Annotated in this window: 15 protein-coding genes; 6 read left to right on the forward strand and 9 right to left on the reverse strand. The window is 37.9% G+C overall.

What is annotated here, in order from left to right; all coding sequences use genetic code 11:
• The coding region (locus BMX01_RS05435; RefSeq protein WP_459551237.1) for an EF-Tu C-terminal domain-related protein at positions 1-412 on the forward strand (412 nt) is incomplete at its 5' end.
• Between the two features lie 143 nt (positions 413-555).
• Here the strand turns inward: BMX01_RS05435 and cysE are convergent.
• The 6 genes from cysE to lysM all read right to left on the reverse strand — a co-directional run bounded on the left by cysE (position 556) and on the right by lysM (position 5,588).
• Positions 556-1,371, reverse strand: a complete 816-nt coding sequence (gene cysE / locus BMX01_RS05440; RefSeq protein ID WP_064082224.1) for a serine O-acetyltransferase — start codon at positions 1,369-1,371, stop codon at positions 556-558.
• A gap of 11 nt (positions 1,372-1,382) precedes the next feature.
• Entirely contained in the window at positions 1,383-2,393 is a 1,011-nt protein-coding gene (gene gpsA / locus BMX01_RS05445) for an NAD(P)H-dependent glycerol-3-phosphate dehydrogenase (RefSeq protein ID WP_064082223.1), read from the reverse strand.
• 126 nt (positions 2,394-2,519) lie between these two features.
• Complete coding sequence (secB, locus tag BMX01_RS05450) at positions 2,520-3,038, reverse strand: protein-export chaperone SecB (RefSeq protein WP_064082222.1); 519 nt, start codon at positions 3,036-3,038, stop codon at positions 2,520-2,522.
• 19 nt (positions 3,039-3,057) lie between these two features.
• Positions 3,058-3,504, reverse strand: coding sequence for a rhodanese-like domain-containing protein (locus tag BMX01_RS05455; RefSeq protein WP_074647912.1), 447 nt, complete (start codon positions 3,502-3,504; stop codon positions 3,058-3,060).
• A gap of 119 nt (positions 3,505-3,623) precedes the next feature.
• A complete protein-coding gene (gene tig, locus BMX01_RS05460) occupies positions 3,624-4,925 on the reverse strand; it encodes a trigger factor (RefSeq protein ID WP_074647914.1) in 1,302 nt (433 codons plus the stop codon).
• A 219-nt stretch (positions 4,926-5,144) separates the two neighbouring features.
• Positions 5,145-5,588: a peptidoglycan-binding protein LysM gene (gene lysM / locus BMX01_RS05465; protein ID WP_010944642.1), complete on the reverse strand. Its 444-nt coding sequence runs from the start codon at positions 5,586-5,588 to the stop codon at positions 5,145-5,147.
• A gap of 273 nt (positions 5,589-5,861) precedes the next feature.
• Here lysM and BMX01_RS05470 point away from each other — a divergent pair, with 273 nt between their 5' ends.
• The 3 genes from BMX01_RS05470 to BMX01_RS05480 all read left to right on the forward strand — a co-directional run bounded on the left by BMX01_RS05470 (position 5,862) and on the right by BMX01_RS05480 (position 10,120).
• Entirely contained in the window at positions 5,862-6,299 is a 438-nt protein-coding gene (locus BMX01_RS05470; protein WP_064082219.1) for a DNA polymerase III subunit chi, read from the forward strand.
• Positions 6,300-6,592: 293 nt separating this feature from the next.
• Entirely contained in the window at positions 6,593-6,967 is a 375-nt protein-coding gene (locus BMX01_RS05475; RefSeq protein WP_064082218.1) for a hypothetical protein, read from the forward strand.
• A 267-nt stretch (positions 6,968-7,234) separates the two neighbouring features.
• Positions 7,235-10,120: a valine--tRNA ligase gene (locus BMX01_RS05480; RefSeq protein WP_064083363.1), complete on the forward strand. Its 2,886-nt coding sequence runs from the start codon at positions 7,235-7,237 to the stop codon at positions 10,118-10,120.
• A 109-nt stretch (positions 10,121-10,229) separates the two neighbouring features.
• Here BMX01_RS05480 and panF read toward each other — a convergent pair whose 3' ends face one another.
• Genes panF through metJ form a run of 3 tightly spaced genes read right to left on the reverse strand, consistent with a single transcriptional unit; the run spans position 10,230 to position 12,275 of the window.
• The gene (gene panF, locus BMX01_RS05485; RefSeq protein ID WP_064082216.1) at positions 10,230-11,657 is read right to left on the reverse strand and encodes a sodium/pantothenate symporter; all 1,428 of its coding nucleotides are present in this window, start codon (positions 11,655-11,657) and stop codon (positions 10,230-10,232) included.
• Entirely contained in the window at positions 11,650-11,898 is a 249-nt protein-coding gene (locus tag BMX01_RS05490; RefSeq protein ID WP_064082215.1) for a YhdT family protein, read from the reverse strand. Before BMX01_RS05490 ends, panF begins: the two co-directional genes overlap by 8 nt.
• A gap of 59 nt (positions 11,899-11,957) precedes the next feature.
• A complete protein-coding gene (gene metJ, locus BMX01_RS05495) occupies positions 11,958-12,275 on the reverse strand; it encodes a met regulon transcriptional regulator MetJ (protein WP_064082214.1) in 318 nt (105 codons plus the stop codon).
• Positions 12,276-12,467: 192 nt separating this feature from the next.
• Here metJ and BMX01_RS05500 point away from each other — a divergent pair, with 192 nt between their 5' ends.
• Together BMX01_RS05500 and BMX01_RS05505 are read left to right on the forward strand one after the other, a co-directional pair.
• On the forward strand, positions 12,468-13,211 hold the full coding sequence (locus BMX01_RS05500) for an MlaA family lipoprotein (RefSeq protein ID WP_064082213.1): 744 nt from the start codon (positions 12,468-12,470) through the stop codon (positions 13,209-13,211).
• A gap of 208 nt (positions 13,212-13,419) precedes the next feature.
• A complete protein-coding gene (locus BMX01_RS05505) occupies positions 13,420-15,390 on the forward strand; it encodes a site-specific recombinase (RefSeq protein ID WP_074647916.1) in 1,971 nt (656 codons plus the stop codon).
• Positions 15,391-15,434 lie beyond the last annotated feature (44 nt).

The raw sequence follows: 15,434 nt of genomic DNA on the forward strand, positions 1-15,434 counted from the left end.
TGTTGAGATGTTCCGTAAACTATTAGACGAAGGTCGTGCGGGTGAAAACGTAGGTGCCTTATTACGTGGTACTAAACGTGAAGAAATCGAACGTGGTCAAGTATTAGCGAAACCAGGTACAATTACACCACACACTGATTTTGAATCAGAAGTTTATGTATTATCAAAAGAAGAAGGTGGTCGTCATACTCCATTCTTCAAAGGTTATCGTCCTCAGTTCTACTTCCGCACAACGGACGTAACAGGAACGATTGAATTACCTGAAGATGTTGAGATGGTAATGCCTGGTGATAATATCAAGATGACAGTAAGCTTAATTCACCCTATCGCGATGGACGAAGGTCTTCGTTTCGCTATTCGTGAAGGCGGTCGTACTGTAGGTGCCGGCGTTGTTGCGAAAATCATTAAATAATTAGCAATTGCTTATTTTATTTTAAAAGGCGTATCTTGTGATACGCCTATTTCTTTATATCAGATAGGCTTTTATTGAAAGCGGTAAATTTTTAAATAAAAAAACCGCTTATAAAGGTGTTTTTATTGATTTGCTGATACTCATTAAATGCCATCACCATCTGTACCTTCAATTTCTTCAAAATATTGGTTCATATCGAATGCGGGTTTTTGTTGTGGCGCTCGTCCTATAATGCGAGCGGGGATACCTGCTGCGGTAGCGTGATCCGGTACGGTTTGTAAGACTACTGAGTTAGCCCCAATTTTAGAATAACGGCCAATTTCAATGTTGCCTAGGATTTTGGCACCTGCACCGATCATTACGCCTTCACGGATTTTGGGGTGGCGATCGCCGTGTTCTTTGCCTGTCCCACCTAATGTTACGCCTTGTAAAATAGAAACATCATTTTCAATGATAGCGGTTTCGCCAATAACGATGGCAGTCGCGTGGTCAAACATAATGCTATGCCCTAAGCGTGCGGCAGGGTGAATATCGACATCAAACGCGACGGAAATTTGATTTTGTAGATAAACTGCAAGATCGCGACGTCCTTGTTGCCAAAGATAATGGGTAACACGATAGCTCTGTAAGGCGTGGAAACCTTTTAAATAAAGGAGTGGTGTTGTCCATCTATCTACGGCGGGATCTCGTGTTGTGACCGCATGAATATCATAAGCGGCACTTTCAATAATTTGGGGATCTGCTTCATAAGCCTGCTCAATAATTTCTTTTAATGCAATAGCGGGCATAATTGCATTAGCTAGTTTATTGGCTAAAATGTAGCTAAGTGCGCTACCCAAATTATGGTGAGTAAGGATTGTAGCATGAAAAAAACTGGCTAATATCGGCTCTTGATCGGCTAATTGTTGGGCTTCTTGCCGGATTTTTTGCCACATTTGATTAAGTTCAATGTGCTTCATTTTGACCTCTGTTATTCCTTTTTTCGTTGCCGTTCAAGTAGGCTGGTGACAACGTTATTGGCATTTTTGTTGCAAAAGAGCATTTGGTAGATTTGTTCTACAATTGGCATTTCAATGTTTTGACGTTGTGCTAATAAATAGGTTTCTTTTGTATTATAAAAACCTTCTACAACTTGTCCAATTTCAGCAATCGCTTGTTCTGCTGATTTGCCTTGGCCTAATGCTAAGCCAAAACGGCGATTTCGTGATTGGTTATTTGTACACGTTAAGACCAAGTCGCCCAATCCGGCCATTCCCATAAACGTTTTTGGATTTGCACCTAAAGATTCACCTAAACGGCTGATTTCGGCGAGCCCTCTAGTAATAAGTGCTGTTCGTGCATTGGCGCCAAATCCCATTCCATCTGAAATGCCTGCACCAATCGCGATAACATTTTTGATCGCGCCACCTAGTTGGACGCCAATCATATCAGTATTTAGGTAAACTCTAAATGCTTTTGAGCAATGGATTCGTTGTTGCATTTCATCTGCGAATTTTGCATCGTGTGAGGCTAATGTAATGGCAGTCGGTAAGCCTAAGGCTAATTCTTTGGCAAATGTAGGGCCAGATAAGACTGCAAATGGATGTTGCTCTCCTATTATTTCTGTTGCAACAGTTTGTAATAGTCGGCCTGTATTATGTTCTAGTCCTTTAGTTGCCCACATAATCCGATGTTGTGCCATTAAGAGCGGTTTTATTTGGTGTAGGATATCGGCGAAAGCGTGGCTTGGAACGACAATTAATATATCTTGCGCTTGTTGCAGTGTGTGCGCTAATGCTTTTTCAATAATTAATGCGTTAGGAAATGGTATTGCTGGCAGAGATTCTGTATTCATACGTTGTTCAGCCATTTTAACCATTTTATCGGGATTATGTCCCCAAAGGTGAGTCCGTTGTCCATTATGCGCAAGTGCTATTGCAAGTGCGGTGCCATAAGAACCTGCACCAAGTACAGCAATGGGTCTAGTGTCGTCTGTAGTCATTGGGAGAATTATCCTTTTATTGTAAGTTTATGACTAAATTTGAGCGCTATAATATTCTAAATTTGGCATTTAAGGATAAAAAAATAGGTATGCCAAGGCATACCTTATGATCTTAACCGATTTAATTTAGTTACTTGCTGGTGCTGGTGTTTCTTCTGCAGCTTCAGCCGCTTCTTGTTCTTGGCGTTGTAAGTAATCGACAAATAATGCATCAAAATTAACCGGTGATAAATTTAATGCAGGGAATGTGCCTCGATTTACTAAGCTTGCAATTAATTCACGTGCGTATGGATAAAGTACGCTAGGGCATTGTGATGCTAAACAATGTGCTAATTGAATGTCTTCTAAACCTTTGATAGTAAAGACACCAGCTTGTTTTACTTCACAGATAAATGCCGTATCGCCACTGTCTTCTAAAGTAGTTGATACATTGATATGTAATATTACTTCATACAGATCATCAGCTAGTTTAACGGTTTCTGTATCAAGCTCAAAGCCTAATTGTGGTTTCCATTCCTGATGGAAAATGGTTGGTAAATTGGGTGCTTCAAATGAAACATCTTTAATGTAGATACGTTGAATTTGAAGTTCAAATGGAGTTTGCTCTTCTGCTTCTGTAGCAGCAACTTGATTTTCTTCTGACATAATATTACCTTTTATTGAGTTATTTATGTGTTACGGTTGGAAGATTAGCTGATTTCCAGCCTAATATTCCTGCTTTTAAAACGTAAACTTTATTAAATCCTTGTTTGACAAGTAAGTCGGTATCTGCTCCAGCAGAAAAGCCATTACCGTCAACTAAGATCACGGGGCGATCTTTATATTTATCAATATGGTGAGTATTTAGTGCTTTTATCTCGCTTGGCAGAATATGAATACTGCCTACAATATGACCTGCGCGGAATTGGTCTTCGGTGCGCAGATCAAGAAAAACACCTTCTTCATTGTTGACTAACTGGGTTGCTTGAGGGTGATCAATAATTTTAAATTTGCTAGTAGCAGCTTTATAAAAATTAAAGATAACAGTAACAAATAACCCTATCCAAATAGCCACAAGAATGGAATGAGCACTTACAAATTGTTGTAGTTGCTGAGTAAATGTTAAGTCCATAGGAAAATTCTCACTTTATTAAAATAAAAGCGGGTTAGTTTTAGAAAAGCATTTCCCAAAATTACCCGCTTGAAAAGCCTATCAAATAGCTTGCATTGACAAGCTATATTATAGAGAAATTAACCTTGAGCTTGCTGAGCCATGATTTCATCAAAAGAGTGTGTTTTTTCCGTCACTTTTGCTTTTTCAAGCACGATTTCAACCGCTTGTTCTTCTAATACAACGTTACGGAGATTATCTGTTAAACGTTGATTTTTAGCATAGTGAGCGATGACTTCTGCTGGTCGCTCATAAGCTGATGCGATATCAGCAATAGTTTTTTGTACACGTTGCTCATCTACTTTTATTTCATTGCTAGCAATGACAGTTGAAAGTAATAAGCCTACTTGTACACGGCGTTTTGCATCAGCCTCAAACAGTTCACTTGGTAATTGAGCAGCCATTTCTGGTTTGCCACCGAAACGTTGAACAGCTTGACGGCGTAATACTTCAATTTCTTCAGCAATGGCAGCAACAGGAACTTCAATATCATTTTGTGTAACTAAGCCATTAATCACTTGATTTTTAATACGTGCAGTCATGGCATTTTTAAGTTCACGTTGCATATTTTTTTCAATTTCCGCACGTAATTCTTCAACAGTTTTTGCCGTGCCAAATTTTTTGACAAATTCTTCAGTTAATTCAGGCAGAATCATATTTTCTACTTTGTTAAGCGTGATCGCGAATTTTGCTGCTTTACCTTTTAAATTTTCTGCGTGATATTCTTCTGGGAACGTGACATCGATATCAAATTGTTCACCCGCTTTGTGGCCAACGATCCCTTCTTCAAAACCTGGAATCATACTGCCTTGTCCCATGTTTAATGTGAATTCAGTTGCTTTACCGCCTTCAAATTCAGTACCATCAATATAACCAACAAAGTCGATGATTACGCGATCATTAGCTGTTGCAGTCGCGTCAGATTCAGCCCAAGTGGCTTGTTGTTTACGTAATACTTCAATCATTTTGTCTATGTCAGCAGTGGTAATTTCAACAACAGGTTTTTCAACTTCAATATTTTCTAGACCTTTTAATTCAACTTCTGGGAATACTTCGAAAGTTGCGGTAAAGCTAAAATCTTGACCTAATTGGTAATTGTTTGGTGTAAATGTTGGACGGCCAGCAAGGTTAATTTTTTCTGAGATAACAGCATCAAAGAATGTGCGTTGCATTTCTTCAGATAAGACTTCTTGACGTGCTGCTAATCCAAAGCGTTGTTCGATAATGGAGTGGGGTACTTTACCCTTACGGAAGCCGTCTACACGTGCGTTTTTCGCGTAGCCTTTTAATTGTTCTTTATATGCAGCTTCAATTTTGTTTGCATTTACGGTGAGAGTAACACGGCGTTGTAAGCCTTCTAAAGTTTCAATAGAAATTGACATTCTTAAACCTCAAGTTGTGGGTATATAAAAGATATAGAAATAGACTAACATTTTAACGTGATGGCGATGGGCTGTCGAGCGCTATTGTGTGTTTAATCGACAGTTAAGCTTACCGAAGCATTAAAAATAATTAATTTGTGTGAAAGCGGTGGGTTTTTGAGTGATTTTTGTAAATGTAAGAAGGAGAGAAAACACTCTCCTTAGATTATGGCCGATATATTATAAGTCTTTTGGAATACGGATTTTTTGACCCGGGAAAATTTTATTTTCGTCTTTGATCACTTGTTTATTGGCTTCAACAATCATTTTATATTTTGCGCCATTGCCGTATGCTTTGCTAGCAATTTCCCATAAGGTATCGCCTTTTTGAATGATATAAAATTGATCATCACTAGCGATTTTTTCACCATTGGCGATGTGAACACCGTCAACGTTTACATTAGCAATACCTTCAATGTTGCCTGCCATTAATACCGCTTTTTCTATTGCAGCAGCGGTCGCTGCAATACCAGTTAAATGCGCTACACCGTTTTCTACAGTAACTTGCACATTTTCTACACCCGGATTATCGTCAGTTAAATGTTTAGTGACTGCTTGGGAAGCATCTTCTTCTTTAGTAAATAATTTTTTACCGATATTAGCAGCAAAATCAAATAAACCCATCGTAAATTCCTTATTTTATTCAATATTAGTTTGAGAATAAGTAGCATGAAGTCAACTACTGTTTTACATCATAGTGTGATGATTGAAATAGCCTCATCATTATTTTAGAATCTTGCAATGTAGATAAGTTCAAAAGGAAGATTTGGCCGATTTCCTGCAACTAAGCGACCTATTTTAGCAGAATTTACCCTCAAAAAGCCCGCTTACATTTCAATTTTTTACATTTTCAGCTAAAATCATAGGCCTTTATTGTGGACTTCTTCAAGGGATAGTGTGAAACAAGTTAAATTCTATTTACTGAGCCAATTAGGCAGTGATGATCTTTCTGCTGCTGAAGCAATGGCGTGTGAATTAGCTGCACAAGCTTGGCGATCGGGAAAGCGAGTATTAATTGCTTGTGAAACAGAACAACAAGCCTTAAATATTGATGAAGCCTTATGGGTGCGTGAGCCTGATTCATTTGTACCGCATAACCTAGCGGGTGAATTTACACAATATGCAACACCGATTGAAATCTGTTGGCAAAACAAACGGAATGCACAACGTCGCGATTTTCTGATTTCATTACAAACAAACTTGCCTGATTATATTAATACTTTTACCCAAATCATTGATTTTGTACCCATAGATGAAAAGGAAAAGGCCCAAGCGCGTGAACGGTATAAGCAATACCGGCAATTAGGTTGGCAATTAGTGACTGAACAGGCATAACTAAAAATGCGCTACCAAGATATCAATAAATTAAACTTAATGGCTTAATGCATTTTTAGTAGATGTTAAATTATACAGAGGAAAGAGGAAATAATGGCTATAGTAGTCTACTATTAAATCTATAGATTTAATAAAAGGTGAAATAATCATCAATAAATTAAATGATAAGCAAACAAAAGATTTCATTTGTAAAAAAGAATTTTATATTAAATATTTAGAACACTTGCAACTGGATACTTTAAAAGAAGGTGATAGAGTGTCATTTATAGCTATAGAAAAAGCGGGTAACTATTATGCCAAACGTTAAGTATGAACGTAGTATTTTGATGTTTACTAATAAATTTATTAAAGAATTAGAGTCAACTTTAGCGAGTATTTCGAATAGTCAAGATTTTGAGGATTTCACTTTATTTGTATTAAAGTCCTTAGGAATATCTGAAATTTATGCGGTGCCAAGAAATAATGCAGCAGGTAGGGCAGATGGCGTATTTAAAGTTTCAAATATCTCTAATAATACACCTAAATTAGAAGTTATTTATGATTGTACGCTTTATTCTGGATGGGAAGAGAAGAAAAAGCAGCAGATTGCTAATTATGTAACTCAGATTTGCAAAAATTCGATGAATATAGATTATGAGTTTATTGAGCGATATATAAAAAAAAATTAAAACATCAATTTTATTTAATAATAATTCTGAGAAACAAATTTGGATAATAACAAAGAACGCTACAAGAACTATTTCAGAAGAACAGTTAGAGAATTCAGAAAGTGATTTGTTAGTTAAGGTTAGGGAAATAAATATTTCGGATTTAATTAAACTATTAGCAAAAAAATTATTAGATACTAAATATATAAAAATTGATGATATTGCAAATGAACTGAAAAATCTTTAGAGATTCATTTATTTATTAAAAAACGTAATAGAGAAAAAACAATGACACAAAAATTTGAAATGGCAGATCGCTTTGATGCATCGGCGGTAGAGCAAGCACTTTATCAGCACTGGGAAGAACAGGGGTATTTTAAACCTTCTGAAAATCCAGCGGTACCAAGCTACTGCATTGCCATTCCACCACCAAATGTAACAGGTTCATTACATATGGGGCATGCTTTCCAACAAACATTAATGGATACATTGATCCGCTTTAATCGAATGGAAGGCAATAACACGTTATGGCAGGCGGGTACTGATCACGCGGGTATTGCTACACAAATGGTCGTTGAGCGTAAAATTGCCGCTGAAGAAGGCAAAACACGCCACGATTATGGGCGTGAAGCATTTATCAATAAAATTTGGGATTGGAAGGCCTATTCAGGCGGTACTATTAGCCAACAAATGCGTCGTTTAGGTAATTCAATTGATTGGCAACGTGAACGTTTTACGATGGATGATGGTTTATCCAATGCGGTTAAAGAAGTATTTGTTCGTTTGCACGAACAAGGTTTGATTTATCGTGGTAAGCGTTTAGTCAATTGGGATCCAAAATTACACACGGCGATTTCTGACTTAGAAGTAGAAAACAAAGAAAGCAAAGGCTCACTTTGGCATTTCCGTTATCCATTAGCGAATGGCGTGAAAACGGCAGACGGTAAAGATTATTTGATTGTTGCCACGACACGTCCTGAAACGGTATTGGGGGATACGGCAGTTGCAGTTCACCCTGAAGATGAGCGTTATCAATCATTAATTGGTAAAACGGTTTTATTACCGCTTGCTAACCGTGAGATTCCAATTATTGCGGATGAATATGTTGATCGTGAATTTGGCACGGGGGTGGTGAAGATTACCCCCGCTCACGATTTTAACGACTATGAAGTCGGTAAGCGTCATGCTTTGCCGATGGTCAATGTAATGACGATGAATGCGGATATTCGTCAAACTGCCGAAGTACTTGGTCCTGATGGTAAACCGCTTAACACTTATCAAGCAATTATTCCGGCTGATTATCAAGGTTTGGAACGTTTTACGGCACGTAAAAAGGTGGTTGCTGATTTTGAAGCATTGGCATTATTAGATGAAATTAAACCGCATGATTTAAAAGTGCCTTATGGCGATCGTGGTGGTGTTCCGATTGAGCCGATGTTAACAGATCAATGGTATGTAAGTGTAAAACCGCTTGCTGAAGTTGCTACAAAAGCGGTAGAAAATGGTGAAATTCAATTTGTGCCAAAACAATATGAAAATCTCTATTTCTCTTGGATGCGTGATATTCAAGATTGGTGTATTTCTCGTCAATTGTGGTGGGGACATCGTATACCGGCTTGGTATGATGAAAGTGGCAATGTGTATGTAGCGCGTACGGAAGCAGAAGTTCGTATTAAGCATAATTTACCGCTTGATTTACCATTAACACAAGATGAAGACGTATTGGACACGTGGTTCTCATCTGGTTTATGGACATTCTCAACGTTAGGCTGGCCAGAACAAACAAAAGAATTGAAAATGTTTCACCCAACGGATGTGTTGATCACGGGGTTTGATATTATTTTCTTCTGGGTTGCGCGTATGATTATGTTTACGATGCACTTTATCAAAGATGAAAATGGTAAACCGCAAGTACCATTTAAAACGGTGTATGTAACCGGGCTGATTCGTGATGAACAAGGTCAAAAAATGTCGAAATCGAAAGGCAATGTTTTAGATCCGATTGATATGATCGATGGCATTAGTCTTGCAGATTTGCTAGAAAAACGCACCGGTAATATGATGCAACTACAATTAGCAGAGAAAATTGCTAAAGTGACCCGTAAAGAATTTGCTGCTACACCAACGTTACCAGCAGGCGGTATTGCGGCTCACGGTACGGACGCATTACGTTTTACATTGGCGGCATTAGCCTCAAATGGGCGTGATATTAACTGGGATATGAAGCGTTTAGAGGGCTATCGCAATTTCTGTAATAAATTATGGAATGCTAGCCGTTTTGTGCTGACCAACGACAAATTAGATCTATCCGCTGGCGAAGTAGAGTGTTCATTAGCGGATCGTTGGATTGAATCAAGTTTTAACCGTACTGTGGGTGAATTCCGTGAAGCATTAACACAATACCGTTTTGATTTAGCAGCCAATGCGATTTATGAATTTACTTGGAACCAATTCTGCGATTGGTATTTAGAATTAACTAAACCGGTGTTTGCTAATGGCAGTGATGCACAAAAACGAGCCACCAGTAAAACATTAGTTAGCTTATTAGAAAAGCTGTTGCGATTAGCCCACCCAATTATGCCATTTATAACTGAGGAAATTTGGCAGAAAGTTAAGCATTTTGCGGGTGTGGAAGGTGATAGCATTATGTTGCAACCATTCCCAATAGTCGAACAAGCAAAATTGGATGCTGATGCCGAGCAACAAATTAATTGGCTGAAAGAGTTGATTATTGCCGTACGTAATATTCGGGCAGAAGCGAATATTGCACCAAGTAAAGCATTAGATCTGTTAGTGCGTAATGTAACGCAACAACAAGCGGTTATATTAAGTGAAAATCAATTATTACTGACAGCAATGGCAAAATTAACCTCTATTTCTGTGTTAACCGCGAGCGAACAAGCACCGCTTTCTGTCGCTAAATTAGTTGGTAAAGTGGAAGTATTAGTGCCAATGGCTGGTTTTATTAATAAAGATACAGAATTAGCCCGCTTAAGCAAGGAAATTGATAAGCTACATAATGAAGTCACGCATATTGAAAGCAAGTTGAGTAATGAAGCCTTTGTTGCAAAAGCGCCTGAAGCTGTGATCAGCAAAGAGCGTGCTAAAATGGCGGAATACCAAAGCGGTATTGAAAAATTACAAGCGCAATTTAAAGCGATTGAAGCGCTATAATTAATAGTCATTTCAGTAGTTAAAAAGCCAGGCTTGTAAAGTCTGGTTTTTTTATTTGGCACGGATTAATATACATAACCGTGCAAGTGGTGGTTAAATAATTGCGAAATTAGCTCGCTTGTTTGCCAAAACGATTACCGATTAAAAATGCCACCAAGCTAATGATTAGAGAGGGCACAATGGCATGGAAGCTGAAAATGCTAATTTTGAATGTAGCCATAATCATATAGCTGCATAACCCGGCTGCCATAGAACTAATCGCACCGAGAGCATTCGCTTTATCCCAATAAAGCCCTAACACAATAACCCATAAGAATGTTGCTTCTAAACCACCTAATGATAGTAATTTTAGCCAAATCAACATATCCGGTGGATTTAATGCAGCAAAAACTAATAGCACGGAAAAGGTTAACGTAGTAATAGTCGAAAAGTATGTTAATTTTTTCTCATTGTTGATGGCATCAGGTTTAATCGCAAGGTATAAATCTTTAATTAACGTAGAAGAAGATTGAATCAAGAGTGAATCGATCGAAGACATAATTGCTGCCATAGGGGCGGCTAAGAAAATACCTGCAACTACGGGTGGTAAGGTTTGAAGCATTAACGTTGGTATCACTTGATCGGGAATGGTTAAATCTGTAATTACCGCGCGGCCTAATACGCCCGCTAGATGCATACCAAACATCAATAACGACACCACTAATGTGCCGATTACTAATGCTTTATGTAATGAGGCACTATCTTTATATGCCATACTGCGTACCACTAATGACGGCAAGCCTACTAAACCAAAGCAAACTAATACCCAAAATGATGTCATAAAGGTAAAATCAAGTGGATGTTCATCAATGCCATAAGGCTCAATTAGTTGCGGATTGATATTTGCTAATGTATTCATTGCATTTTCAATGCCACCGGCTGCATAAATTACGCCACCGAGTAACAATGAGGTTCCTAATAACATCATAACACCTTGAATCGTGTCCGTTAATACGATAGCACGGAAGCCACCGATAAAAGTATAAATGCCAACGGTGACCGCAAAAATAATAATCGCGGTTTGGTAAGGTATACCTAGTGTGATTTCCAACAAACGTCCCGCCCCGATAAATTGCACGCTCATCATGGCAAAGAAAGAAAGCAATAATGCTAAACTAGAAAGCCACACGACTAATTTATTGTTATAGCGGGCTAATAACATATCATTAATTGTTACCGCGTTGTATTTGCGTGCTAATAAAGCGAATTTTTTACCCAATGCGCCTAAACCTAATAAGACAGCAGGCACTTGAATCATTGCTAACAACACCCAACCTAAACCATATTTATAGGCCGCACCGGGGCCACCAATAAATGAACTGGCGCCAACGTAAGTTGCGGCGGTTGTCATTGCCAACACAAACCCTGACATTGAACGGCTGCCAACATAATATTCAGATAAAAAACTATTACCTTGCCGTTGGCGGTAAGCATAAAAAGCCACACCAAACACAAACAGCAGATAAGCAATTAAAGGAAGTAGCATTTCGTTATTCATCTTTTGCTCCGTTTAAATCAATATCACAATACACTTTTTTAATAGCGAAATAGACGATGCCAGTAAAAACAAGCGGTAAAAAAATGCAAGAGAGTTCAAACCAAAGTGGAAAACCGAAAATACCTCGTTTACTTGAGGAAAAATAGGCAAAAAATACCCAACCGACTAAATAGAATAAAGATAGCCAGAAAGCCCATTTAGCTTCTTTGTTTAATTGAGAAGTTAAATTTTGTTGTTGCATAATAATTACATCCTTTAGTTAATAAAAAAGCCTTACCAGTGTGAGGCCATTGAGCAATCTTAGTATTGCCATTCGTCTGGATCAATACCAAGATCGCGCATTCTGCTTTTTGCTTTTTCGGGGATTTCGTCGTAGCGTTCTTTCATTAAATCTTCATCTGTGGGTAACGGCTGACCGGTAAAAGCATGTAAAAACGCCTCACATAATAGTTCACTGTTGGTGGCGTGGCGTAGGTTATTGATTTGGCGGCGAGTTCTTTCATTAGTGAGGATTTCCAATACTTTTATTGGAATAGAAACAGTGATTTTTTTGACTTGTTTACTTTTTTTTCCGTGTTCTGCATATGGGCTAATGTATTTGCCACTCCAATTTATCATGGGTAATTCCTAGGTTATTTTAAATTGGCGGTATTGTAATCAAAATTAATTATTCCCGCAATCTAGCCGTTTAGCACCCATATTTAAATTTTTTAATTTGTGTTTTTTATGTAGTCCGCTAAAATTAAAATTATTTTTATAGCCAATGCTCGTAAATTGACGTATAAAATCAATTCAGGTAAAAGGAATTTTATGAATTTAAAACCATTATGTTTAGGGACTGGTGTGTTAATGTTAACCGCTTGTGCCTCAAACATTAATCCTTCCAATGGAGAAGGTCGAGATCCGCTAGAAAATTTTAATCGCGCAATGTGGAAAATTAATTATGAAGTGATTGATCCTCATGTTTTCAAACCTGTGGCGAAAGGTTGGCGAGATTACGTACCCGCCCCAATTAAACGAGGTTTGGTGAATATTGCTAATAATTTAGATGAACCAGCTAGTTTTGTGAACCGTTTAGTTGAAGGTGATGGTCAGAAAGCGATGAGGCATTTTACGCGTTTTTGGATTAATTCTACCTTTGGCTTAGCCGGTTTAATTGATTGGGCAAGCCAAATTAAAGAGTTAAAATTAGAGAATGGCAATCGTGAGTTTGGTGATACTTTAGGCCATTATGGTGTGCCCGCCGGTAGCTATATTATGGCTCCAGGTTATGGGCCTATTACACCACGCCAAGCGGTCGGAAAAGTAGTCGATTCGGTTTATCCGATGTTATCAATGCTTGCAACCCCTTGGATGTTGACTAAATTCTTTGTGCAAAGTATTGATACGCGGGCGCAGTTTATTAATCAAGAAGCTTTGTTAACAAATTCTGCTGATCCTTATATCTCTTTCCGTGAGGCATATTTCCAAAATTTACGTTTTAAAGTTAAAGATGGTGATGTATCTGATATTCAAGAACAGCTTTCTCAAGAAGAATTAGACCAAATCGATTAATGTAATTTTTTATATTTGTCAAATCTTGATTTTAAATGGAATGTAAAAATAGCTTGCTAATTTGGCGTTTAAAGTAATTTTTTATCAGCGAAAGTTTGATAGTTAATAACAAACTGCGTTAATATGTTAAAAACGGTAGGGTAGCCTACCGTTTTTGTTTTTGTATGCTGTTTTATTTAATAGAAATAGGAGTAACTCATTATAAGGTATGGCTAAAATGTATGTAGATGAACAAAAATTGCCCGCTTTTATTGAATATCAAGTTCAACAAAATGATGCGTTTGCACTATTAAGTGGTATTTGCAAATGGTTACGTAAAGGTAGCCCACACCAAGCGGCAGCAAAATTAGATTTTTTTACCACGTATTTAAAACAACAACCGGCTGTTGGACAAGCCGTTGCAACATTATTGTGTCGTTGGTTATGCAAAATGCGACTTTATCCGATTCTAGTGAGTGGCGGTATTTTAGGTAGAGAAGGGTTTGGCAGAGAAATGCGACATCGTCTATATGAAAAAATTAACCCTGCGTTTAAAGATGTCAATGATTTACGGGATGTTTTTTTCTTGTTATTCCGCCAACGTAAAGATATGCAATGGATGAATGCCATTCCAAATAAATATTGGCTGTCATTATTGCATTGTTTAGATCGTTTTGTTACTGAACAAGATCGCAATTGGTTATACGATCATATTCGCCACGAAGGATTTTTTGCGATTAAAATGCTGTCCATTTGGATTGCTGCGGAAGATTTAGAACCTGAATTAATTCGCTTGGATCCAACATTACTGGATGCAGATTCGCCATTCGTGGCGTTACAAAAAGAAGTCGGGTTGTGGTTAAATGCTCGCCATCAACATCAGTATTACGACGATAGTCATTTACACGTTATGTTGACGCAATCGCGAGAATTAGTCGGCCGTTTGCAAAAGAAAGGGGAAACCGCGGGATCTTCAATGGGCGTAGCATATTTATTAGAACGCTTATGCCAAACCTTAGATCGTTTAGCCATGTTGATGGACTTGTTAGCGGCAAAACGCGTTGCTAGGTTAAGAGTATTGAAAATTACGAAAATGTTAGCAGAAGCAGCGGCAAATAAACACAGTATTTCGGACTTATGGAAACAGAGCATTAAAATGCTTTCTCGCAGTATTACTCAGCAAACTAGTGATCACGGTGAACACTATATTACACGCGATAAGAAAGAATATTTTAGTATGTTTTTTTCTGCCGCAGGCGGTGGAGTATTAATTGCATTAATGGCGCTGTTTAAAATTTATTTAGGTCATATTATTGATGATAAAGTTTGGAAGGGCGTGGCTGAAGGTCTGAATTATGGCATTGGTTTTGCCATTATTTTTATGTTGCATTTTACGGTTGCTACAAAACAGCCTGCAATGACCGCTTCTCGCTTTGCTGAGGCGGTCGAACGAAATTCACAAGGTAGAGCAGTGAATATGAAATTAGCACAATTATTAGTGGATGTATTGCGTTCGCAAAGTGCGGCGGTATTCGGGAATGTGTTGGTGTCAGTTTCTGTTTCTGCAGGTATTGCTTATCTCTATGCCTCTCACATGGGGCAGCCGTTGTTAACATCAGAGATGGTGCAATATCAGTTACATTCTATTGATCCCTCGCAAGGCACACTGTGGTTTGCGGCTATTGCCGGCTTATGGTTGTTTTGTTCGGGTATTATTTCCGGTTATTTTGATAATCGCAGTAATTATTTAAACACGCGTATGCGATTACGTCAGCATCCAGTGTTGAAATTATTATTACCACAACGTTTACGCGAATGTTTAGCTGATTATATCCATGATAATTCGGGATCTATTATCGGTAATATATGCTTTGGTATGTTATTAGGTTTAACGGGAGTGATAGGTTATTGGTTAGATTTACCATTAGATATCCGCCACGTCGCCTTTTCATCAGCTAATGTTGGTTATGCAGTGGTTAGCGAGGAATTAGGTTGGCAAATTTTTATGCAGAGCTTAGGTTTTGTATTATTAATTGGTGTGGTCAATTTAATTGTGAGTTTTTCCTTGACGTTATGGGTGGCATTACGTTCACGTAATACTGAGATTGATAGTTGGACCGCTATTTTGAAATGTATTTGTGAGATTGTGCGAAAACGACCATTGAGTTTATTGTTACCGTTCCAATTACATCATAAATAATTGGAATAAAGCGGTCAGAAAGTTTGCTTATCAAACAAATTTTC

Source organism: [Haemophilus] ducreyi, assembly GCF_900109315.1.
GTDB lineage: Bacteria > Pseudomonadota > Gammaproteobacteria > Enterobacterales > Pasteurellaceae > Haemophilus_B > Haemophilus_B ducreyi.